General features: G+C 75.8%; 16 protein-coding genes. 10 read left to right on the top strand and 6 right to left on the bottom strand.

Annotated features, from left to right (window positions below):
• The first annotated feature begins 7 nt into the window (after positions 1-7).
• Both ACRYM6_RS07395 and ACRYM6_RS07390 read left to right on the top strand, forming a co-directional pair.
• A complete protein-coding gene (locus tag ACRYM6_RS07395; RefSeq protein WP_432542177.1) occupies positions 8-1,027 on the top strand; it encodes a sigma-70 family RNA polymerase sigma factor in 1,020 nt (339 codons plus the stop codon).
• Positions 1,028-1,230: 203 nt separating this feature from the next.
• The gene (locus tag ACRYM6_RS07390) at positions 1,231-2,091 is read left to right on the top strand and encodes an arginase family protein (RefSeq protein WP_432542176.1); all 861 of its coding nucleotides are present in this window, start codon (positions 1,231-1,233) and stop codon (positions 2,089-2,091) included.
• 220 nt (positions 2,092-2,311) lie between these two features.
• Here the strand turns inward: ACRYM6_RS07390 and ACRYM6_RS07385 are convergent, their stop codons facing one another.
• Positions 2,312-2,824 carry a DinB family protein gene (locus tag ACRYM6_RS07385; protein ID WP_432542175.1) on the bottom strand — a complete coding sequence of 171 codons (513 nt, stop codon included), beginning with the start codon at positions 2,822-2,824 and terminating at the stop codon, positions 2,312-2,314.
• Between the two features lie 42 nt (positions 2,825-2,866).
• Between ACRYM6_RS07385 and ACRYM6_RS07380 the strand changes: the two genes are divergently transcribed.
• The 3 genes from ACRYM6_RS07380 (at position 2,867) to ACRYM6_RS07370 (ending at position 7,792) form a co-directional block, all read left to right on the top strand.
• The gene (locus ACRYM6_RS07380) at positions 2,867-5,233 is read left to right on the top strand and encodes a helicase-associated domain-containing protein (RefSeq protein WP_432542174.1); all 2,367 of its coding nucleotides are present in this window, start codon (positions 2,867-2,869) and stop codon (positions 5,231-5,233) included.
• A 104-nt stretch (positions 5,234-5,337) separates the two neighbouring features.
• The gene (locus tag ACRYM6_RS07375) at positions 5,338-6,078 is read left to right on the top strand and encodes a DUF4190 domain-containing protein (RefSeq protein WP_432542173.1); all 741 of its coding nucleotides are present in this window, start codon (positions 5,338-5,340) and stop codon (positions 6,076-6,078) included.
• Between the two features lie 37 nt (positions 6,079-6,115).
• Positions 6,116-7,792, top strand: coding sequence for a DNA repair helicase XPB (locus ACRYM6_RS07370; RefSeq protein ID WP_432542172.1), 1,677 nt, complete (start codon positions 6,116-6,118; stop codon positions 7,790-7,792).
• A gap of 21 nt (positions 7,793-7,813) precedes the next feature.
• Here ACRYM6_RS07370 and ACRYM6_RS07365 read toward each other — a convergent pair whose 3' ends face one another.
• Both ACRYM6_RS07365 and ACRYM6_RS07360 read right to left on the bottom strand, forming a co-directional pair.
• Positions 7,814-8,704 (bottom strand): glycerophosphodiester phosphodiesterase, encoded by an 891-nt coding sequence (locus ACRYM6_RS07365; RefSeq protein ID WP_432542171.1) that lies wholly within the window; start codon positions 8,702-8,704, stop codon positions 7,814-7,816.
• A gap of 103 nt (positions 8,705-8,807) precedes the next feature.
• Complete coding sequence (locus tag ACRYM6_RS07360; RefSeq protein ID WP_432542170.1) at positions 8,808-9,845, bottom strand: NADPH:quinone reductase; 1,038 nt, start codon at positions 9,843-9,845, stop codon at positions 8,808-8,810.
• 114 nt (positions 9,846-9,959) lie between these two features.
• Here ACRYM6_RS07360 and ACRYM6_RS07355 point away from each other — a divergent pair, with 114 nt between their 5' ends.
• Positions 9,960-12,587 carry an ExeM/NucH family extracellular endonuclease gene (locus ACRYM6_RS07355; RefSeq protein WP_432542169.1) on the top strand — a complete coding sequence of 876 codons (2,628 nt, stop codon included), beginning with the start codon at positions 9,960-9,962 and terminating at the stop codon, positions 12,585-12,587.
• A gap of 31 nt (positions 12,588-12,618) precedes the next feature.
• On the opposite strand, the gene ACRYM6_RS07350 is transcribed toward ACRYM6_RS07355, so the two are convergent.
• On the bottom strand, positions 12,619-14,664 hold the full coding sequence (locus ACRYM6_RS07350; protein ID WP_432542168.1) for a M3 family metallopeptidase: 2,046 nt from the start codon (positions 14,662-14,664) through the stop codon (positions 12,619-12,621).
• Positions 14,665-14,965: 301 nt separating this feature from the next.
• Here ACRYM6_RS07350 and ACRYM6_RS07345 point away from each other — a divergent pair, with 301 nt between their 5' ends.
• Positions 14,966-16,903, top strand: coding sequence for a PhoX family protein (locus ACRYM6_RS07345; RefSeq protein ID WP_432542289.1), 1,938 nt, complete (start codon positions 14,966-14,968; stop codon positions 16,901-16,903).
• A gap of 16 nt (positions 16,904-16,919) precedes the next feature.
• Here the strand turns inward: ACRYM6_RS07345 and ACRYM6_RS07340 are convergent, their stop codons facing one another.
• Entirely contained in the window at positions 16,920-17,312 is a 393-nt protein-coding gene (locus tag ACRYM6_RS07340) for a DUF3037 domain-containing protein (protein WP_432542167.1), read from the bottom strand.
• Positions 17,305-18,096, bottom strand: coding sequence for a HipA family kinase (locus ACRYM6_RS07335; protein ID WP_432542166.1), 792 nt, complete (start codon positions 18,094-18,096; stop codon positions 17,305-17,307). Before ACRYM6_RS07335 ends, ACRYM6_RS07340 begins: the two co-directional genes overlap by 8 nt.
• Before the next feature lie 125 nt (positions 18,097-18,221).
• On the opposite strand from ACRYM6_RS07335, the gene ACRYM6_RS07330 reads away from it, so the two are divergent.
• The 3 genes from ACRYM6_RS07330 to ACRYM6_RS07320 all read left to right on the top strand — a co-directional run bounded on the left by ACRYM6_RS07330 (position 18,222) and on the right by ACRYM6_RS07320 (position 22,091).
• Positions 18,222-18,941 (top strand): response regulator transcription factor, encoded by a 720-nt coding sequence (locus ACRYM6_RS07330; RefSeq protein ID WP_432542165.1) that lies wholly within the window; start codon positions 18,222-18,224, stop codon positions 18,939-18,941.
• On the top strand, positions 18,938-20,542 hold the full coding sequence (locus tag ACRYM6_RS07325) for a sensor histidine kinase (protein ID WP_432542163.1): 1,605 nt from the start codon (positions 18,938-18,940) through the stop codon (positions 20,540-20,542). Before ACRYM6_RS07330 ends, ACRYM6_RS07325 begins: the two co-directional genes overlap by 4 nt.
• A 94-nt stretch (positions 20,543-20,636) precedes the next feature.
• Positions 20,637-22,091 carry a S1C family serine protease gene (locus ACRYM6_RS07320; RefSeq protein WP_432542162.1) on the top strand — a complete coding sequence of 485 codons (1,455 nt, stop codon included), beginning with the start codon at positions 20,637-20,639 and terminating at the stop codon, positions 22,089-22,091.
• Positions 22,092-22,145 lie beyond the last annotated feature (54 nt).

The following is a 22,145-nucleotide window of genomic DNA, read 5'->3' as shown; positions in this document are numbered from 1 at the left end:
TGAAGCCGTGACCACCTCCGACACGAGGACCACCAGCGGCCCGGCGACCTCCCGGACCTTCACCCACGACGAGCTCGAACCGGAACTGGCCGCCCACCGGGCCGAGCTGACCGGCTACTGCTACCGGATGCTCGGGTCGGCGTTCGACGCCGAGGACGCCGTGCAGGACACGATGGTGCGGGCCTGGCGCAGCATCGACGGGTTCGAGGGGCGGTCGGGGCTGCGGTCCTGGCTGTACCGGATCGCCACCAACGTGTGCCTGACGATGATCGAGGGCCGCAAGAAGCGGGCCCGCCCGATGGACCTGTCCGCCACGGCGTGGGAGCCGGTGGAGGCGTCGCTGGCCCGCAGCCGCCCCGAGGACACCTGGCTGGAACCGATGGTCGACGAGCGGGTCCTGCCCGAGGCCGGCGACCCGGCCGACATCGCGGTCGCCCGCGAGTCGATCCGGCTGGCGTTCGTCGCCGCGCTGCAGCACCTGCCCCCGCGGCAGCGCTCGGTCCTCATCCTGCGCGACGTGCTGCGCTGGCGGGCCGAGGAGGTCGCCACCCTGCTGGACACCACGACGGCGTCGGTGAACAGCGCCCTGCAGCGGGCCCGCGCGACCCTGGCCGAGCGGCCCGACGTCGACCGCACCGAACCGCTCGACGACGGCCACCGGGCCCTGCTGGAGGAGTACGTCCGCGCCTTCGAGGCGTACGACATCGACGCGTTCGTGCGGCTGCTGGCGGCCGACGTCACCCAGAACATGCCGCCGTTCGAGCTGTGGCTGGCCGGGGCCGACGACATCGCCGCGTGGATGGTCGGCCCCGGTCACCGGTGCCGCGGCTCGAAGCTGGTGCCGGTGACGATGAACGGCTCCCCCGCCTACGCGCACTACAAGCCCGTGGGCGAGCACGGCGAGCTGGTGCCGTTCGCGATCCAGGCCCTCGAACTGGCCGACGGCCGGATCAGCCGCATCACCTCGTTCCTGGACACCCGGTTGTTCGACCTGTTCGGGTTCCCGCAGGAGGCGCCCACGACCTGACCCGCTGCCGGGGCGCAGGACGCCGGCGAGGCTCCCAGCGGTCGCGGTGGCGCTCCCCGGGTCCCGACCCCGAGTCGGAGGTGTGCCCGACCGCAGGCCCGACGCTGACGACTCCACGCTCCTGCCGATGACCGCGGGATCAGCACCGACGGGGTCCGCGCTCCCTGCCCGGCCCACCAGGGGACGGGAACGACACTGAGCGCATGGTTCGCATCCAGGTCCTCGAGGTGCCCTACGACTCAGGACACCGGTCAGCCCGCCACGGCGCCGGACCGTCGGCACTGGTGCGCGCGGGAGCCGCCGCCCGCCTGGCGTCCTCGGGCGCGCGCGTCGAGACCGCTGAGATCACGATCCCCGGGCGCTTCGTCACGGAGGTGGGGGGTGGGATCGAGGTCATGCGTCGCACCGCTGGTGCGGTGGGGGGTGCAGGTGGCGCGGCCCCGGTGGTCCTGGCCGGAAACTGCGGCGCGAGCGTCGGCGTCATGGCCGCGCACGCGCGTGCCGGCAGGCGCGTGGGTGTGCTGTGGCTCGATGCGCACGGCGACCTGCAGGTGCCCGGGACCACGACGAGCGGCTTCTTCGACGGCATGGCCCTCGCACTCCTGACCGGCCGCTGCTGGCAGAACCTGGCCTCGACGATCCCGGGGTTCCTCCCCGTGCGCGACGAGGCCGTCGCGCTGGTCGGGGGTCACGCCCTCGAACCGGCGGAGGAGTCGTCGCTGCAGTCCTCGGCCATGACGTGGGTGCCTCCCGCACGACTGCGCGCCGGTGACGGGGTGGTGCAGGAGGTCGTCGCACGTCTCGCTGCGCACGTCGAGGCCCTGCACGTCCACGTCGACCTCGACGTGGTGGACACCTCCGTCGGGCGGGCGAACGGCTACGCGGTGCCCGGTGGGCTCGACGGCGACGAGGTCCGTGCCGTCATCCGCGGCGCGACGAGCCGGTTGCCGCTCGTCTCGGCGACGCTCGCCTCGTGGGACCCGGCGTACGACGTCGACGGTCGCGTGCTCGACGTCGCGATGGACGTGCTGCAGGAGGTCGGGGGCGCCCTGGCCGGGAGCTGAGGACGTCCCGAGTGGCGCCTGATCACGCACGTGTCGGGAGCGCCGCCGAGCGGTGGTCGTTCGTCAGCGCCCAGGCGTGGCGCACCCCACGCCGGGGCGGGCGAACGTCATCGACGGGCGGCCGACCTCCGGTGTCGCGGTCGAGGCGCGTCGTGCGCCGCTGCTCCGGCTCGCCCCCGCGACCGTCGCTGACGTCCTGCGACACCGCCGCCCCGGCGAGTCACCCCATCGACTTGCGCCCGTCGATCGCCTCGCGCAGCAGGTCGGCGTGCCCGGCGTGCTGGGCGATCTCGGCGACCAGGTGCAGCAGGACCCGCCGCACGCTCCACCGCTCCCGCTCGAACCAGGGCGCCTGCGGCAGGTCGTGGGCCAGGTCGAGGTCGGCGGTGCGGACGAGGTCGTCGGTGCGGGCCGCGACGGCGGCGTAGTCGGCGAGCACCTCGGCGACGGTCTCCCCCGGCAGCAGCCGGAAGGAGTCGGCGCGGGCCTGCCAGTCGGTGTCCTCGAAGGCGGGGAACGCCGCGGCGCCCTCGCGGGCGAAGGCCGCCCACCGCGCCTCGGTCCGGCCGACGTGCTTGACCAGACCGCCCAGGCACAGCTCGCTGACGGTGGTGCGGGCGGCGGCCTGCTCGTCGGTCAGGCCGGTCAGGGTCGCGGTGAACAGCAGCCGGTGCTTGCCCAGCGCGGACAGGAACTCGCGTCGTTCGGCGGGCAGCCCCTCGTCGGTGGTCATGCCGGGACGGTAGGGCCGGGTTCCGACACTAAGCTCGCTGCGATGCCCCCGGCCCCAGCTCCGCGCACCCTCGCCGAGGACCTGCGCGCCCGCGCGGACGAGGACCTGCAGGCCCTGTTCGCCGCGCGGCCCGACCTCGCCTCCCCGTTGCCGACGTCCTCGACGGCCCTGGCCACCCGCGCCACGACGCGGGCCAGCACCCAGCGCGCGCTCGAACGGCTCGACACCCCCTCGGTGCAGGTCGCCGAGGTGCTGGCCGTGCTGCCCGACCCCACGAGCGTGACCGCCGTGTCGAAGGCGTGGGGCGCGCGGGCCGGGGACGTGGTGGCCGACCTGCGCCGGCGGGCGCTGGTGTGGGGCCCGGACCGCCGGCTGCGGCTGGTCGCGGCGGTGCGGGAGCTGCTGGGCCCCCACCCGGGTGGGTTGGGCCCGACGCTGGCCGACGCGCTGGGGCGCCGCTCCCCGCAGCGGCTGGCCGAGCTGCTGGAGGACCTGGGGCTGGAGGTCAGCCACGACCCCGAGGTCGCGCTGCAGCGGCTGACCGCGCACCTGGCGGTCCCCGCGACCGTCCAGGACCTGCTGGCCGGGGCCCCCGAGGGGGTCCGGGCGGTGCTGGACAAGCTGACGTGGGGCCCCCCGACGGGTGCCGTGGAGCGCGCCGACCGGCAGGTGCGGGCCGCCTCGGCCACCGGTCCCGTCGAGTGGCTGCTCTCGCACGGGCTGCTCGCCGTCTCCGGGCCCGGCACGGTCGTGCTGCCCCGCGAGGTCGCGCTGGCGCTGCGCGGGGGCCGGGTCCACCGCGCGCCCGACCGGGTGCCCCCGGCGCTGCCGGTGACCGAGCACCCCGCGGCCCGGGTGCTGGGCGCCTCCGCCGAGGCCGCCGCGGAGGCGTGCCGGCTGGTCGCCGAGCTGGGCCGGGCGTGGGGGCAGGCCGGTCCGGGGGTGCTGCGCGCCGGCGGGCTGGGGGTGCGCGACCTGCGGCGCGCGGCGGCGGCCCTGGAGGTCGACGAGGCCACCGCGGCGCTGGTCGTGGAGACCGCCTGGGTGGCCGGGCTGGTCGCCGACGACGGTGAGGTCGAGCCGCGCTGGCTGCCCACGCCCGCGTTCGACACCTGGCTGGAGGCGGACCTGCCCGAGCGCTGGCTGACGCTGGTCACGGCGTGGCTGCCCTCGACGCGGGTGCCCGCGATGGTCGGGTCCCGCGACGCGAAGGACGCCGCCCGCAACGCCCTGGGCCCGGACCTGGACCGCGCCTCGGCGCCGGCGGTCCGGCACGCCGTCCTGACCGAGCTGGCGCAGCTGCCCGCGCACGCCGCGGCCCCGGTGCCCGACCTGGCCGCCCGGCTGCGGTGGGCGGCGCCCCGGCGCGCGAGCCGGCTGCGCGACGACCTCGTCGGCTGGACGGTGCGCGACGCGTCGTGGCTGGGGGTGCTGGGCGCCGGGGCGCTGACGCCCGCGGGCCGCGCGCTGCTGGCCGGGGACGAGGACGGCGCCCGGGAGGCGCTGGCCGCGACGCTGCCCACCCCGGTGCGGGAGGTGCTGCTGCAGGCCGACCTGACGGCCGTGGCGCCCGGCCCGCTGGAGGCGTCCGCGGCGCGCCGGCTGGAGTCGCTGGCCCGGGTGGAGAGCCGCGGCGGGGCGACGGTGTACCGCTTCGACCCCGCGACGGTGCGCCGCGGGCTGGACGAGGGGCTGACCGCCGACGAGGCCCTGGCGTTCCTCGCCGACCTGTCCGCCACGGGCGTCCCGCAGCCGCTGGAGTACCTGGTGCGGGACATGGCCCGCCGCCACGGCCGGGTCCGGGTGGGCCGGGCGGCGGCGTACGTGCGGGCCGAGGACCCGGCCCTGCTCGCCGAGCTGGTGGCCGACAAGCGCTGCGCCCCGCTGGGTCTGCGCGCGCTGGCCCCGACGGTGCTGGCGAGCGCGGCCGAGCCGGACGAGGTGCTGGCGGTGCTGGGGGAGGTCGGGGCCGCCCCGGCCGCGGAGGGCCCGGCCGGGGAGCTGCTGGTGCGGCGCCCCGCGGCGCACCGCACGACGGCGCGCCCGGCGCCCCGGCCGGTCACCGGTGAGCCGCCGGCGCCGGGGCCCTCGCTGGTCGCGGCGGCGGTGCAGACGGTGCGCGGCGGCGACGACGACCTCGCCGAGCGCGAACGGCGGCGCGACCGGCAGAAGGACGCGCCGGCGCTGCCGACCATGGACCCCTCGACGTCGCTGTCGGTGCTGCGCGAGGCCGCCGGGCGGCGGCGGCCGGTGTGGATCGGGTACGTCGACGCGACCGGGACGGCGGGGCGGTTCCTGGTGGACCCGCTGGGCGTCGACGGCGGGCGCATCACGGCCTTCGACCACGCCGAGCGCACCGTCCGGTCGTTCTCGGTGCACCGCGTCACCGGGGTGGTCGACGCGGACTGAGCAGTCGGGTGAGCGGCGGGAGGCCCGCGTCGGGACCGTGGGCTAGCGTCGAGCCGGACAGGTCACGACCCCGACGACCCACGACGATTGCGAGCACGGCCACCATGAGCGACAACGGGCAGGGCGACGGACAGCGGTCCTGGTGGGAGAAGCCGGACGCCGAGCCGACCCCGGACCCCTACGCCGGTGCGGGTGGGACGCCCGCGGGTGACGCGCACGACCCGTACCGCGCCGCCGGGTCGTCCGGGGGGACGGGCGGCTCGCACGCGGCGGGGCCGACGGAGAGCCTGCCGCGGTACGGCGACCCCTCCGCCGCGGGCGGGCAGCGCGGCGACCAGCCGTACCCGGACCCGTCGTCCGGGAACGAGCAGTACGGGAACCCGTCGTACGGCGACCAGCCCTACGGGAACCAGCCCTACGGCAGTCAGCCGTACGGCAGTCAGCCGTACGGCAGCCAGCCGTACGCGAACCAGCCGTACGGCAACCAGCCCTTCCCCGACCAGCAGTACGGCTACGGCCAGCCCCCCGTGACCGGCATGGCGCACGCCGTGTGCTGGACGGCCGTCGGCGGCCTGCTGCTGTCCTTCACGCTCCTGGGCTGGATCGCCTCGATCGTCGCGCTGGCGCTGGCCCCGGGGGCCCGCCGCGAGATCCTCGCCTCCCAGGGCACCAAGCGGGGCCTGGGGTTCGTCCTGGCCGGGAAGATCTGCGCCTGGGTCAACCTGGGGCTGTCCCTGCTGGCGGTGGTGCTGTTCGTGCTGTTCATCCTCATCGGGATCGGCGGGGGCTGGGACCAGACCTCGACCTTCGACACCAACTCGGTGAACGTCCTGTTCGCCCGGTGACCGGAAGCAGACGCGCCCGCGCGGGGTTGGACCTCAGGTGACCGACGGACCCCTCATCGTCCAGAGCGACAAGACCCTGCTCCTGGAGGTCGACCACCCCCGGGCGGGCGCGTGCCGGGCGGCGATCGCGCCGTTCGCCGAGCTCGAGCGCGCCCCCGAGCACGTCCACACCTACCGGCTGACGCCGCTGGGGCTGTGGAACGCCCGCGCGGCCGGGCACGACGCCGAGCAGGTCGTGGACACGCTGCTGGAGTTCTCCCGCTACTCGGTGCCGCACGCGCTGCTGGTCGACGTGGCCGAGACCATGGCCCGGTACGGCCGGCTGCAGCTGGTCAAGGACGAGGAGCGGGGCCTGCTCCTGCACGCCCTCGACGCCCCGGTCCTGGAGGAGGTGCTGCGCAGCAAGAAGGTCGCGCCGCTGCTGGGTGAGCGGATCACGCCGGACACCGTCCTGGTGCACCCCAGCGAGCGCGGGAACCTCAAGCAGGTCCTGCTCAAGCTCGGCTGGCCCGCGGAGGACCTCGCCGGGTACGTCGACGGCGAGGCGCACCCCATCGACCTCGCGCAGGACGGCTGGACGCTGCGGCCCTACCAGGACGAGGCCGTGGAGGGCTTCTGGCACGGCGGGTCCGGGGTGGTCGTCCTGCCGTGCGGGGCGGGCAAGACGGTCGTGGGCGCCGCGGCGATGGCCCGGGCCCGCGCGACGACGTTGATCCTGGTGACGAACACCGTCTCGGCCCGGCAGTGGCGCGACGAGCTGCTGAAGCGGACCTCGCTGACCGAGGACGAGATCGGCGAGTACTCCGGGGCCCGCAAGGAGATCCGCCCGGTGACGATCGCCACGTACCAGGTGGTGACGACGAAGCGGAAGGGCGTCTACCCGCACCTGGAGCTGTTCGACGCCCGCGACTGGGGCCTCATCGTCTACGACGAGGTGCACCTGCTGCCCGCGCCGATCTTCCGGATGACCGCCGACCTGCAGGCGCGCCGCCGGCTGGGGCTGACGGCGACGCTGGTGCGCGAGGACGGCCGCGAGGGCGACGTGTTCTCCCTCATCGGGCCCAAGCGGTACGACGCGCCGTGGAAGGACATCGAGGCGCAGGGCTACATCGCGCCCGCGGACTGCGTCGAGGTGCGGGTGACTCTGCCGGACTCCGAGCGCCTGGCGTACGCCACGGCCGAGGACGACGAGCGGTACCGGCTGTGCTCGACGTCGCCGGAGAAGTCGCGGGTGGTGGAGAAGCTCGTGGCCCAGCACGCGGGGCAGCCGACGCTGGTGATCGGGCAGTACATCGACCAGCTCGACGACCTCGCGGCGCGGCTGGACGCGCCCGTCATCAAGGGCGAGACGTCGGTGAAGGAGCGTCAGCGGCTGTTCGACGCGTTCCGGCACGGGGAGATCAGCACCCTGGTCGTGAGCAAGGTCGCGAACTTCTCCATCGACCTGCCCGAGGCGAAGGTCGCCATCCAGGTGTCGGGCTCGTTCGGGTCCCGGCAGGAGGAGGCGCAGCGGCTGGGCCGGGTGCTGCGACCCAAGGGCGACCACGGGGCGGCGCGGTTCTACACGGTCGTCTCCCGCGACACCAAGGACCAGGACTTCGCCGCGCACCGGCAGCGGTTCCTGGCCGAGCAGGGGTACGCGTACCGGATCGTGGACGCCGACGACATCGACGGCGGCGTCCCGGACGCCGACGGGGTGCTGCCGGGGAACTGAGGCGGGACGCGCGGCGCGGGCTCAGCGTGCGGCCACGCGCTGCGGCGCCGCCGCAGGGCCCGGCTCGGAGCGCCCGCGCTGGGCGAGGGCGGCCAGCAGGAGGTCGGCGGGTTCGGGACGGGCGTCCTCGCGCGCCTCGAGCCAGCCGAGGAGGCCGTCGGGGCGGTTGGTGATGACGCCGTCGACGCCGGCCTCGACCAGCGCGCGCCAGAGCGCGGCCTCGTCCACGGTCCACGGCCACACCTGCAGCCCGGCCGCGTGCAGCTCGGCGACCGCGGCGGGCCGCGCCGCCAGGGCGGCCACGGAGGGGTTGCAGGCGATGACGCCGAGGTCGCGGCGCAGGGCGCGGCCCTGGGCGAGGGCGTCGTCGTCGAGCTCGTCGAGCAGCACGGCGCGGCGCACGCCCGGGGCCAGCCGTTGCACGGCGGTCAGCGTGCCCACCTCGAAGCTCTGCAGGACGACCTGGTCCAGGGCGCCGGTGCGGCGCAGGTCCCGCAGCACCCCCTCGACCTCCGCGCGGCCCCAGACGCCCTTCAGCTCCAGCAGCAGCTGGGCGCCGGGGTGCTCGGTGAGCAGGTCCAGCAGGTCCACCAGCAGCGGGACGCGCTGGCCGCGGTAGGCGGGGGAGAACCACGAACCGGCGTCGAGGCGGGTGAGCTCGGCGGGCCCGAGGTCGGCGACCAGGCCGCTGCCGCCGGTGGTGGCGTCGACCTCGGCGTCGTGGATGAGGACCGCGGAGCCGTCGGCGGCGGGGTGCAGGTCGGTCTCGACCATGTGCGCGCCGCAGCGCAGCGCCGCCTCGAACGCGGCGAGGGTGTTCTCCGGGGCCACGGCGGAGTACCCGCGGTGGGCGATGACGAGGGGCGGACCCACCGCGGGGGTGCCGGTCGTGGGGCTGCTGCCGATGGTCACCAGGGGCCTCCGCCCTGCTCGGATCGAGTGCCGGTGACGTGCCCGGCCCGTGCTCCGAGGAGCCTTCGGCACGTCCCGGGACGGCCTGAAGCCCCGCGGGGGCTCAGGCGGGGGCGGAGCCCGGGTCGGCGACGTCGACGAGCACCTTGCCGACGACGCCGCCCTCGACGGCGTCGTGGGCGGCGGCGGTCCGCTCCAGCGGGAACCGCGTCAGCGGCAGGCCGTGCTCCTCCCCCACGGGCAGGGCCCCGTCGCGCAGGGCGGCGGTGACGTCCTCGGCGGCGGCGCGCAGCGCCTGCGCACCCATCGTGTACATGAGGATGAACTGCAGCCGGGTGTTGAGGACCATGTTGGCCCGCACGTCGAGGCGGGCCTCGCCACCGCCGTCGTCGGCGTAGCTGGCGATGGAGGCGCGCGGGCGGATCACGGCCTGGTCCAGCGCCAGGTTCTGCCCGAGGGCGACCTCGACGACGAGGTCGACGCCGTCGGGGGCCTTGGCGCGGATCGCGGCGGCGGGGTCGGGCTCGCGGTAGTTGACGACGTGGTGGGCGCCGGCGGCGGTGGCCAGCCGGGCCTTCTCCGGGCCGGAGACGGTGGCGATCACGGTGGCGCCGGCCCAGCGGGCGAGCTGGATCGCGGCGTGGCCGACGGCCCCGGCGCCACCGGCGACGAGGACGGTGCGCCCGGCCAGGGCACCGGGGGCCAGGCGGCGGGGGCCGTCCTCGGCGACGGTGAGGGCGCGGTGGGCGGTGACGGCGGGCACGCCGAGGGAGGCGCCGACGTCGAAGGACACCCCGTCGGGCAGCCGCGTCACCCGCTCGACCGGCAGGACGGTGTACTCCTGCGCGGTGCCGGTGGGGCGGCCCTGGGCGGCCATGCACGTCCACACGCGGTCCCCGACGGCGAGGTCCTCGACCCCGGGCCCGACGGCGTCGACGACGCCCGCGCCGTCCTGGTTCGGGGTGGCCTCGGCGGCGGGGAGGGCGCCGGTGGCGCCGCTGCGGGACTTCCAGTCGGTGGGGTTGACCCCGGAGACGATGACGCGCACGCGCACCTCCCCGGCGCCGGGCTCGGGCCGCGGGCGGTCCTCCAGGCGCAGGACGGAGCTCGGACCGGTCTCGGAGTACACGATCGTCTTCACGTCGGCGCCAACCGCGGGGGGCCGTCCCGGATTCCGGTTCACCTCCCGGCCACGGTCGTGTCACACGCCGCACCTAACGTGCGACCGTCCGTGACCCACCTCGGAAGGACCCGCATGTTCCTCCACCCCGGCTGCCGGGGCGCCCGCGCCCGGCGCGCCGCCGTCGGTGCCGCCGCCGTCTCGCTGACGGCGCTCGGCCTGCCCGTGATCGCCGCCGGTCCCGCCGCGGCCGCCCCGCCGGCGACGCCGTTCGTCTCGGAGATCCACTACGACAACGCCGGCACCGACACCGGGGAGTTCGTGGAGGTGCAGCTGCCCGCGGGCACCAGCTCCGCGGGGCTGTCGCTGGTGCGCTACAACGGCAACGGCGGCGCCCCATACGGCACCACGGCCGTCCCGGAGGTCACCGCCCCGGCCGGCGCCCCCGCGGTGGCGGTGGTCGAGTTCCCCGTCGACGGCCTGCAGAACGGCGCCCCGGACGCCGTGGCCCTCGTCGCCGCCGACGGGACGGTGCTGGAGCTGCTCAGCTACGAGGGCACCCTCACCGCGGTCGGCGGCCCGGCCGACGGCCTCACGAGCACCGACGTCGGCGTCGCGGAGTCCAGCACCACGCCCGCCGGGCAGTCGCTGCAGCGCACCCCCGACGCCTCCGGCGCGCTGGTGTGGTCCGGGCCGGCCGCCGCCACCCCCGGCGCGCTGAACGCCGCCGCGCCCGCCGACCCGGACCCGCAGCCCCCGGCCGGGACCGTCGAGATCGGCGCCGTGCAGGGCCCCGGCGCGACGACGCCGCTGGCCGGCCGGCAGGTCACCGTCACCGGTGTCGTCGTCGGCGACACCCCGGGCCTGTCCGGGTTCTCCCTCCAGGACCGCGACGGCGACGGCGACCCCGCCACCTCCGACGGCGTCTTCGTCGTCAGCACCGCCGCCGTGGACCTCGGCGACACCGTCACCGTCACCGGGCGGGCCGAGGAGGGCTTCGGGCAGACGCAGGTCCGCGCCTCCGGCGTGACGGTCGTCGCCGAGGGCACCGCGGCGGACCTGCCCGTGCCGGCCGCGCTGGACCTGCCCGCCGACGACGCCGCCCGCGAGCGGCTGGAGGGGATGCTCGTCGCCCCCGCCGACCGCCTCACCGTCAGCGAGGTCTACGACCTGACGAGCTTCGGCGAGCTGACCCTGTCCGAGGGCGGGGTCCTCGTGCAGCCCACCGAGCTGGCCCGCCCCGGCGCCGGGGCGGACGCGGTCGCCGCGCAGAACGCGCTGCGCAGCGTCGTGCTCGACGACGCGAGCAGCGCCCGCACGTCGGTCACCACCCGCCCGTACCTGAGCCCGGCCACCCCGGTGCGCGTGGGCGACGAGCTGAGCTTCACCGAGCCGCTGGTGCTCGGCTACGGGTTCGACGCGTGGCGGCTGCAGCCGGCCGACGGCAGCGCCGACGGCGTCTTCGCCGCGCAGGACACCCGCCCGCGGGCCCCCGAGGCCGTCGGCGGGGACGTGCAGGTCGGCGCGTTCAACGTGCTGAACTACTTCCTCACCCTCAGCGGCGACGACGCCCGCGGGGCCACGAGCCCGGCCGAGCTGGAGGAGCAGGCCGGGAAGATCGTGCCCGCGATCCGCGCGCTGGGCGCCGACGTGGTGACCCTCATGGAGATCGAGGACACCGACTCCACCGGCCTGACCCCCGGGAACGCGGACACCGCGCTGGCGGACCTGGTGCGGCGGCTGAACGCCGCGGCCGGGTCCGACGAGTGGGCGTACGTGCCGATGCCGCAGGAGCTGTACGCGGTGGACCGCGACGTCATCCGCAACGCGGTCATCTACAAGCCGGGCGTCGTGCAGCCGGTCGGCGACCCCGTCGGCCTGGTCGACGAGACCGTCTGGTCCAACGCCCGCGAGCCGATCGCGCAGACGTTCACCGCGGACGGCGACGCGTTCACCGTGGTGGCCAACCACTTCAAGTCCAAGGGCGGCACCGGCACCGGCGACAACGCCGACACCGGGCAGGGTTCCTTCAACGGCGACCGCGTCCGGCAGGCGCAGTCGCTGGCCGGGTTCTTGGCCGACCTGCGCGAGAGCACCGGCGACCCCGACGTGGTGGCCCTCGGCGACTTCAACGCCTACACGCAGGAGGACCCGATCGAGGTCCTGCGCACCACCGCGGGCCTGGTCGACCTGGGTTCGGAGTTCGACCCGGGCCGCTACAGCTACGTCTTCGACGCGCTGTCCGGCTCCCTGGACCACGCCCTGGCCAGCGCGGAACTGACCGCGAAGGTCACCGGCGTCACCCACTGGAACGTCAACTCGGTGGAGTCCTCCGCCTACCAGTACACCGGCGACCCGGCCCTGTACGCGGCGGACCCCTACCGCTCCAGCGACCACGACCCGGTGCTGCTCGGCCTGGACCTGCAGACCCCCGCCCCGGCCACCTGCGGTGGCCTGACCCCGACGATCGTCGGGACCCCCGGCGACGACGTGCTGACGGGCACGAACGGGCGCGACGTCATCGCCGGGCTCGGTGGGGACGACGTCGTCACCGGCGGCAACGGCGACGACGTGCTGTGCGGCGGTGACGGCGACGACGTGCTGCGCGGGGGCAACGGCGACGACGTGCTGCTCGGCGGGGCCGGGGACGACGCCCTGCACGGCGAGAACGGCTCGGACCGCCTGTCCGGCGGTGCGGGCGACGACGTCCTGGACCAGGGCCGGGGGAAGGGCGCCGAGGACCCGGAGGGCCCCGCCGCCTGAGCCCGCCCCGGGCCGGGAGGGGTTCCGGGGCTCAGGCGCCGTCGAGGCCGCGCCGCCGCAGCAGCGGCGCGAGGTCGGCGTCGCGGCCCCGGAACTCCCGGTAGGCGGCCAGCGGGTCGACGCTGCCGCCACGGGCCAGGACGGTGCGGCGGAACCGCTCGCCGTTCTCCCGGCGCAGGCCGCCGTTCTCGGCGAACCACTCGACGGTGTCGGCGTCGAGGACCTCGCTCCACACGTAGGAGTAGTAGGCCGCGGCGTACCCGCCGCCGAAGACGTGGTGGAAGTAGGTGCTGCGGTAGCGCGGCGGCACGGTGTCCAGCGCGACCCCGGCCTCGGCCAGCGCGGCGGCCTCGAACCGCTGCACGTCCTCGGGCGCGGAACCGTCGAGGGCGCCGGGGGCCAGGCGGTGCCAGGCCAGGTCCAGCAGCGCGGCGGCCAGGTACTCGGTGGTGGAGAACCCCTGCCCGTACCGGCGGGCGGCCCGCAGCCCCTCCACGGCCCCGGCGGGCAGCGGTTCGCCGGTCTCGACGTGGCGGGCGTAGCGGGCCAGCACGTCGGGCTCGAAACCCCAGAACTCGTTGACCTGGGAGGGGAACTCCACGAAGTCGCGCGGGACGCTCGTGCCGGAGAACCGGGGGAAGTGCACGTCGGACAGCAGCCCGTGCAGGGTGTGGCCGAACTCGTGGAACAGCGTCTCCACCTCGTCGACGGTCAGCAGCGCCGGGTCCCCCGCGGCGGGCTTCGGCACGTTGAGGCAGTTCACGACGACGGGCCGGGCGCCCAGGAGCCGGGACTGCTCCACGAAGGAGCTCATCCACGCCCCGCCGCGCTTGGCCTGGCGCGCGTAGGGGTCGAACAGGTACAGGCCGACCGGCCCGGACTCGTCGGCCACCTCGAACGCGCGGACGTCGGCGGAGAACACCGGGACGTCGGTGCGCTCGGTGAACGTCAGCCCGTACAGCGCGGTCGCGGTCGCGAACACCCCGTCGACGAGGACGCGCTCGAGCTCGAACCAGGGCTTGAGGGCCTCGGCGTCGACGGCGAACCGTTCCCGGCGCAGCCGTTCGGCGTAGTACGCCCAGTCCCACGGCTCCAGCGGCCCGTCGAAGCCGTCGGCGTGCAGCAGGCCGGTGAGCTCAGCCTCCTCGCGGCGGGCGTTGGCGACGGCGGCGGGCGCGAGGCGGCGCAGCATCGCGGCGGCGGCGGCCACGTCGCCGGCGGTCTCGTCGGCGATCACCCAGGAGGCGTGGTCGGGGTGGCCGAGCAGCGCGGCCCGCTCGGCCCGCAGCGCCGCGATCCGCAGCAGGACCTCCCGGGTGTCGTGCTCCCCGCCGCGGCCGCCGCGCGCCACCGACGCCTCGTGGACCCGCTGCCGGGTCGCCCGGCGGCGCAGCGTCTCCAGCACGGGCTGCCCGGTGGGCAGGACGAGCGGCAGGAGGTACCCGCCGCGCTCGCCGGCCGCGGCCGCGGCCCGCGCGAGCTCGGCCGCACCCAGCCCCTCCAGGTCCCCGGCGTCGGTGACGTGGACGGCGAGGGCGTTGGTGTCGGCGAGCAGGTCGACGTCGAAGCGGGTGGTGAGCCGCGCCAGCTCGTCGTTCAGCTCCCGCAGCCGGGCGGCGGCGGCCTCGTCCAGCAGGGCCCCGGAGCGGACGGCGTCGCGGTGGCGCTCGGCGACGAGGCGGCGCTGCTCGGGGTCGAGGTCGGCGGTGGGGTCCTCGTGCAGCTCCCGGACGCGCGCGACCAGGCGCGGGTCGAGGCGGACGGCGTCGTGGTGGGCGGACAGGCGCGGGGCGTACTCGGCCTGCACGGCGCGCAGGGCGTCGTCGGCGTCGGTGCCGACGAGGTTGTGGAAGACCGCCTCGACCCGCCCGAGGAGCTGCCCGGCCGACTCCAGCGCGTCGAGGAACCGCGCGGGGGTCAGGTCGGCGGCCAGCAGCGCGTCGACCTCGGCGAGGTGCTGGGCGATGCCGGCCTCGAAGGCGGGGGCGTAGTGCTCGACGCGGATCCGGTCGAACGGCGGCACCGCGAACGGCAGGTCGCTGGGGGCGGCGAACGGGTTCGACGGGTCGAGGGTCATGGCCCGATCCTGCCGCACGGCGCCGCCGGCGGGGGCCCGGAGCTCCTACACCCGCAGGGAAGGTGAGGCTACCCGTGCTCGCGGATGCTCAGCGAGCGTTCACCGGGCGGTCACCTCCCCGTGGCCCCAGGCACCTCACAGCCTCCCTAACGTCCGTCGCGCAGGACCGCCGCCCCCGGCGGTCGTCGGCCGTCCCCCGGCCGCAGCCCCACCCCACCCTGGAGACCTCGCCGTGACGACGGAAGCCTGCCGCCCGACGCTGGAACTGCTGCCCTACTCCCCCGCCGGGCGCCGCAGCCCGATGACCTGCCACTACCGCTGCGCGACGTCCTGCGCGGTGCCCGCGCCCAACGGTTCCGGCAACGCCTACTTCGGCGACGTCGTGCGCTCGGCGGTGTCCCGCCGCGGCGTCCTGGCCGGTCTCGTCGGCCTCGGGGTGGCCGGGGCCGCCGTGGGCCAGGCCCAGCCCGCCAGCGCGTTCGGCGGTGGCGGCGACGTGAACCTGCTCGCCGCGCCGTTCGACCCCGGTCACGCCGTGGACTTCGGCGTCATCGCCCCCGTCCCGGCGGAGGTCGACTCCTTCGACGTGCCCGAGGGCTGGACCTGGGCGCCGCTGATCTCCTGGGGCGACCCGATCCTGCCCGGCGCCCCCGACTTCGACTTCGAGAACCAGACCGCCGAGGCGCAGCTGGGGCAGTTCGGCTACAACAACGACTACACCACCATCGTCCCGCTGCAGGACCCGAACCGGGCCCTGCTGGTGTGCAACAACGAGTACACCAACGAGGAACTCATGTTCCGCGACTGGGTCGACGCCGAGAGCGCCACCGACGAGCAGCTGCGCATCTCGCTGGCCGCCCACGGCATGTCCGTCGTGGAGCTGCGCCGGGCGGACGCGGACTCCCCGTGGGGCTACGTGCGCGGCTCGGAGTTCAACCGCCGCATCACCCCCATGACGCCGATGGCGTTCACCGGTCCCGCCGCGGGCGCGAAGTCGCTGCGCACCAGCGCCGACCCCAAGGGCCGCACCCCCGTCGGCACCTTCGGCAACTGCGCCGGCGGCACGACCCCGTGGGGCACCGTCCTGTCCGGCGAGGAGAACTTCAACGGCTACTTCTCCTCCCCCGAGGTCGAGGGCGGCCAGAGCGACCGCTACAGCGTCTACGGCAGCAGCGGCCGCTCGTGGGAGCGCATCGAGGAGCGGTTCAGCGCCGAGAAGGAGCCCAACGAGGCCAACCGCTTCGGCTGGATCGTCGAGGTCGACCCCTCCGACCCGGCCTCGACCCCCCGCAAGCACACCGCCATGGGCCGCATGAAGCACGAGGGGGCGACCGTCTCCCTCGCCGCCGACGGCCGCGTCGTGGCCTACATGGGCGACGACGAGCGGTTCGAGTACCTGTACAAGTTCATCTCCAAGCGGGCCTACCGCGAGGGCGACCGCAAGCACAACCTGCGGCTGCTGGAGGACGGCGACCTGTACGTGGCCGTCTTCGAGGGCGACGGCGCCGACGACGACCGCTTCGACGGCCGCGGCCGCTGGGTGCAGCTCACCCGCGACGGCCGCTCCGTCGTGCCGGGCATGTCGATCGACCAGGTGCTCGTCAACACCCGCGCCGCCGCCGACGTCGTGGGCGCCACCAAGATGGACCGCCCCGAGGACGTCGAGCGCAACCCCGTCAACGGCCGCGTCTACGTCGCGTGCACCAACAACACCCAGCGCGGCACCCTGGGCAAGGCCGGTGTCGACGAGGCGAACCCGCGCCCGCTGAACAAGGACGGGCACGTCGTCGAGATCGTCGAGGCGCGCGACGACGCGGCGGCCACGGAGTTCCTCTGGAACCTCGTGCTCGTCTGCGGCGACCCGGAGGACCAGAGCACCTACTTCGGCGGTTTCGACCCCGCGCAGGTCTCCCCGATCTCCTGCCCGGACAACGTGGCCTTCGACGCCACCGGCAACCTGTGGATCTCCACCGACGGCAACACCCTCGGCAGCAACGACGGGCTGTACGAGGTGGTCGTCGACGGCCCGAACCGCGGCCAGGTCCGGCAGTTCCTGTCGGTGCCGACCGGCGCGGAGACCTGCGGGCCCGTCATCGCCGACGACGGGCGCACCGTGTTCGTCGCCGTGCAGCACCCCGGTGAGGTCGACGGCGCCACCATCGACGACCCGGCCTCGACGTTCCCCTACGACGGGACCGGCCAGCCGCGCCCCTCGGTCGTGCAGGTCCGCCGCGCCTGACCCGCGCGCCGACCTCTCAGCCGCCGGGCCGGACCAGCCGCGTCAGCAGCCGGTCCAGCTCGGCGGCCGGGTCGGCCGTCAGCCCGCAGTGCACCGGGGAGGTCTGCAGGACCGTCGAGCGCGGCGCGACGAGCCAGCGGAACCGGGCGCCCTTCGCCTCCCCCGTGGGGGCGCCGCCGCGGGGGTCGCCGGAGCACACGGCCTCCAGCGCCCGCAGGTGCCGCTCGACGGCGTCGACGTCGAGGTCGGGCGCCAGGGCCAGCGCGCGGCCGGCGTCCAGGGCGGTGCGGGCGGCCAGGTGCTCCAGCGCCCGGCACCACAGCACGACCCCGGCGTTGACGAACTCCGCGCGCTCGACGTGCGGCACGACCCGCACGACGGCGTACTCGAAGACCTCCAGCTCAGCCACGGCGGGCCTCCCCCCGGGTGGACTGCACGCGGGCCAGGTCCGCGACCCAGCCGGTCGCGGCCCGGCGGGCGGTGAACCAGTCGAGGTAGGCGGCGCGGACGTCGTCGGCGGAGGCGAACCCCGGCTCGCCGTCCAGCCAGCCGTCGGGGACGTCGGCGACGGCGGCGTGCAGGACGTCGTCGGTCAGGGTCGCGGCGCACGCGGCGGCGACGTCGGCGACGGGCGCCGCGACGGGCAGCAGCAGGTGGTCCTCGGCGTGCCGCAGCGGCCGGTCGGTGCTGCCGGCCGCGCGGGACCAGTCGTGGTGGAAGTACAGCGCGGCCCCGTGGTCGATGAGCCAGGGCCGGGCCCCCCACCACAGCGAGTTCGGGTTCCGCCAGGAGCGGTCGACGTTGAGGGCGAAGGCGTCGAACCACAGCACCCGCGCCGCCCACGCCGGGTCGGCGGGGTCGACGGCGGGGTCGAAGGACAGCGCCCCGGGCAGGAAGTCCATCCCCAGGTTGTCCCCGGGCGAGCGCAGCAGCAGGTCCTGGACCTCCTCGTCGGGCTCGCCGCGGCCGATGACGGGGTCGACGCGGGCCACGACGAGCTCGGGGACGTCCAGGTCCAGCGCCGCGGCGAGCCGGGCGGCGAGGACCTCGGCCACCAGCACCCGCCGGCCCTGCCCGGCGCCGTGGAACTTCACGACGTAGGTCCCGGAGTCGTCGGCCTCGCACAGCCCCGGCAGGCTCCCGCCCTCCCGCAGCGGCGCGACGTAGCGGGTCGCGGTCACCGTCCTCAGCACCCGGCGATCCTGCCACCCCGCCCGGGCGGCGGCCGCGGCGCACCGGGTCGGCACCGGGTCAGCACCGCGGCGGCACCGGGCGCGTCCCCAGCCGCCTCCCAGGCTCGCGGGGCAGACTGGCCCGCGTGAGATCCGCAGGCTCGCCCCCCGAAGCCCGACTGCTCGTGGTCGACGACGAGCCGAGCATCCGCGAACTGCTGGCCACCAGCCTGCGCTTCGCCGGTTTCGAGGTCGCCTCCGCCGCCGACGGCGCCGAGGCCCTCAAGCTCGCCGAGGAGTTCCGGCCCGACCTCGTGGTGCTCGACGTGATGCTCCCCGACCTCGACGGGTTCACGGTGACGCGCAAGCTGCGCGAGCGGGGCCGCCCGGTGCCGGTGCTGTTCCTCACCGCCCGCGACGACACGGCCGACAAGGTCGCCGGGCTGACCGTCGGCGGCGACGACTACGTGACGAAGCCCTTCAGCCTGGAGGAGGTCGTGGCCCGCATCCGCGCGGTGCTGCGCCGCACCGGCGCGGTCGCCGGTCCCGACACCGGCCGGCTCGTGTTCCACGACCTGGAGCTGGAGGAGGACTCCCACGAGGTGCGCCGCGCCGGGCGGGAGGTGGAGCTGTCCCCCACCGAGTTCAAGCTCCTGCGGTACCTGATGCTCAACCCGAACCGGGTCCTGTCGAAGGCGCAGATCCTCGACCACGTGTGGGACTACGACTTCAACGGCGAGGCGGGGATCGTGGAGTCGTACATCTCCTACCTGCGCCGCAAGCTGGACACCGACGGCCTGGACCCCCTGATCCACACCAAGCGCGGCGTCGGGTACGTCCTGCGCGTCCCGCAGACGGCGGGATGAACCGGCTGCGGGACCGGTGGCGGGCGGCGCGCTCGCGCGCCCGGGCCGCGGAGGCCCGCCTGCCGCTGCGGACCCGGCTGCTCGCGGTCGTCGTGGTGCTGCTGATGGCGGCGATGGGCGTCACGAGCGTCGTCTCGCTGCACCTGCTGCAGGGCAACCTGCAGCAGCAGGTCGACGACCAGCTGGCGCAGGAGGGGAAGGCGGCGATCTACAGCGCCTTCCCGGCGCTGAACCAGCCGTCGGCGCAGTCGCTGTTCCTGTCGGACTACTACGTGCAGTTCTCCGCCGCCGACGGGTCCGACGCGCGGCGGGTCTGCGCCCTGGACGGGCAGCGCCGCTGCGAGGACTCCCCCGAGCTGCCCGCCCTGACGACCGCGTTCGTGCGGGACCACCCGCAGGTGTTCACCGCCGACGACACCGGCGGCGGCGACCCGTGGCGGGTGCTGGTCTTCAGCGCGACCGTCGGCGGCAGCCCCGAGACGGTGAACATCGCGGTGGCGCTGCCGCTGACGGGGGCGACCCGCACGCTGTCGGACTTCCGCACCGTGGCGCTCGCGGTCGCCGCGGGGGTGCTGGTGCTGGGGGCGTTCTCCGCCGCGCTGGCGATCCGCCGCAGCTTCCGGCCGCTGGACGACATCGAGCGCACGGCCTCGGCGATCGCGGGCGGGGACCTGTCGCGCCGGGTGCCCGACGCCCCGGCGGGCACCGAGATCGGCCGGTTGTCGAACGCGCTGAACGCGATGCTCGCGCAGATCGAGAGCTCCTTCCGCGCCCAGCAGCGGTCCGAGGAGCAGATGCGCCGGTTCGTCGCCGACGCCAGCCACGAGCTGCGGACGCCGCTGGCCGCGATCCGCGGGTTCGCCGAGCTGTACCGGCAGGGCGCGGTGCGCGAACCGGACGACGTCGCGCACGTGATGGGGCGCATCGAGGGCGAGTCGACCCGGCTGGGCCGGCTGGTGGAGGACCTGCTGGCGCTGGCCCGCCTGGACGAGGCGCAGCGCGCCCGCAGCACCCGGCGCGAGCCGGTCGACCTCGTCGTCGTCGCCTCCGACGCGGTGCACGACGCCCGGGCGCTGGCCCCCGACCGCGCGGTGCGGCTGGTGGGGGTGCAGGAGGGGTCGGGGCCCTCGTCGGCGGTCGTGCTGGCCGACGAGGCGGGCGTGCGGCAGGTCCTGACGAACCTGCTGGCCAACGCGGTGCACCACACCCCCGCCGGCACGCCGGTGGAGGTGGCGGTGGGCCGGGTCCAGGGCCCGTCGGGTCCCGAGGCCGTCGTGGAGGTGCGCGACCACGGGCCCGGGCTCACCCCGGACCAGGCCGAGAAGGTCTTCGAGCGCTTCTACCGCGTCGACTCCTCGCGCCGGCGCGGGACGGGGGGCGGGTCGGGGCTGGGGCTGGCCATCGTCGCCACGATCGTCGAGGTGCACGGCGGCACCGTCTCGGTGCTGCCCACCCCCGGTGGCGGGGCGACCTTCCGCGTCCGGTTCCGCGCCGACGAGCAGCCCGCCGTCCCGTCCGACGACGACTTCGAGGACGAGCCGGAGGACGAGCCGGAGGACGAGCCGGAGGACGAGGACGGTCCCGGGGGCATTCACAGCTAGGTTCCAGCCGGCTCCGGGCCGGTCTGCAGCGCGGTGGCCGTAGATGGAGGGGTAGAGCTCCAGACCCGCTCCCGACCCGCAGAGGTGAACGAGGATGAACGGCCCCGACGAACGCGACGTCCACGACGGCTTCGGCCACCCCGCGTCCGGGGCGGTCTCCACCACCGCCCGCGGCGACCAGGGCGGGGGCGCCGGTGACCAGGACGCGACCCGGCCCCAGCAGGCCTGGGACTGGAACCGCGGCCCGTACGGGCAGAGCGGGGTCCCCGGCCACGGCCAGCCCGCCCGCCACGACCCGTGGGCCGTCCCCGGCGGCCCCGTCCCGCCCGGCGGTGACGGCGGCGGTCACGGCGGCGGGGGTGGCGGCGGGGGCCGTCGCGGGCCGCGCCGCTCCCCCGGCTGGCTGGGCACGGCGGGGGTCGCGGTCGCCAGCGCCCTGCTGGCCAGCGTCGCGACGGTCGGCGCGGTGGGCGCCTTCGGGCAGGACACGTCGGGGTCCCCGGCGTCCTCCTCGTCGTCGTCCTCCAGCAGCGCCCCGGTCCAGGGCGTCAGCGAGACGACGGTGAACTGGCAGGGCGTGGTGAGCGCCGTCGCCCCGAGCGTGGTGTCGGTGACGGTGACCGGGCAGAGCGGTGAGGCCGAGGGCTCCGGCGTCGTCTACGACTCCGCCGGGTACGTGGTGACGAACAACCACGTCGTGTCGGGGCTGGGCACCGGGGCGACGATCACGGTGACGCTGTCGGACGGGCGCGAGTACGCGGCGACCATCAAGGGCACGGACGCGGCGACCGACCTCGCGGTGATCCAGCTGACCGACCCGCCGAGCGACCTGCGGGCGGCGACGTTCGCCGACTCCGACGACGTCGTGGCCGGACAGGCCGTGATGGCGCTGGGCAACCCGCTGGGCCTGTCGGGCAGCGCGACGACGGGCATCGTGTCGGCGCTGGACCGCCCGGTGCTGACGAGCACGGAGAGCCAGCCCTCGCAGCAGGACCCGTTCGGGATGCAGCAGCAGACGACCGGGGAGACGGCGGCGACGAACGCGATCCAGACGGACGCGGCGATCAACCCGGGCAACTCCGGTGGGGCGCTGCTGAACTCCTCCGGGGAGGTGATCGGCGTCAACTCCTCGATCGCCTCGCTGAGCTCGGCGTCGTCCTCCAGCCAGTCCGGCAGCATCGGCCTGGGGTTCGCGATCCCCTCGAACGAGGTGAAGATGATCGCCGACCAGCTGATCGCGACCGGTTCGGCGCAGCACGCCTGGCTGGGAGTGAGCATGTCGCAGCAGGCCGCGACCGCGACGGTCGGGGACGTGCGGCGGCAGGGCGCGCAGGTCGCGGACGTGACGGCCGGTTCGCCGGCCGCCGCGGCCGGGCTCCGGGCCGGCGACGTCATCACGGACGTGGACGGGGTGGCGATCGACGGGTACGAGTCGCTGACCGCCACGGTCCGCGGCAAGGCCGTGGGCAGCACCGTGCAGGTGACGGTGGTGCGCGACGGCGCGGAGCAGACGCTTGACGTGACGCTGACCGCGCGCGCCGAGGGCTGACCGGCTGATCGTCCCCCGCCCCCGGTGGCCGCTGCGCGCGGCCGCCGGGGGCGT

This window comes from Kineococcus rugosus, from assembly GCF_050871975.1.
In the GTDB taxonomy this organism is placed as follows: Bacteria; Actinomycetota; Actinomycetes; order Actinomycetales; family Kineococcaceae; genus Kineococcus.
This window is presented reverse-complemented; position numbering and strand designations above follow the sequence as displayed.

Bases quoted from the DNA above. Each gene is read 5' to 3' on its own strand.
- ACRYM6_RS07390 (WP_432542176.1), top strand. From the start codon at position 1,231: ATGGTTCGCATCCAGGTCCTCGAGGTGCCCTACGACTCAGGACACCGG.
- ACRYM6_RS07385 (WP_432542175.1), bottom strand. From the start codon at position 2,824: ATGACCACCGACGAGGGGCTGCCCGCCGAACGACGCGAGTTCCTGTCC.
- ACRYM6_RS07380 (WP_432542174.1), top strand. From the start codon at position 2,867: ATGCCCCCGGCCCCAGCTCCGCGCACCCTCGCCGAGGACCTGCGCGCC.
- ACRYM6_RS07375 (WP_432542173.1), top strand. From the start codon at position 5,338: ATGAGCGACAACGGGCAGGGCGACGGACAGCGGTCCTGGTGGGAGAAG.
- ACRYM6_RS07355 (WP_432542169.1), top strand. From the start codon at position 9,960: ATGTTCCTCCACCCCGGCTGCCGGGGCGCCCGCGCCCGGCGCGCCGCC.
- ACRYM6_RS07350 (WP_432542168.1), bottom strand. From the start codon at position 14,664: ATGACCCTCGACCCGTCGAACCCGTTCGCCGCCCCCAGCGACCTGCCG.
- ACRYM6_RS07345 (WP_432542289.1), top strand. From the start codon at position 14,966: ATGACCTGCCACTACCGCTGCGCGACGTCCTGCGCGGTGCCCGCGCCC.
- ACRYM6_RS07325 (WP_432542163.1), top strand. From the start codon at position 18,938: ATGAACCGGCTGCGGGACCGGTGGCGGGCGGCGCGCTCGCGCGCCCGG.
- ACRYM6_RS07320 (WP_432542162.1), top strand. From the start codon at position 20,637: ATGAACGGCCCCGACGAACGCGACGTCCACGACGGCTTCGGCCACCCC.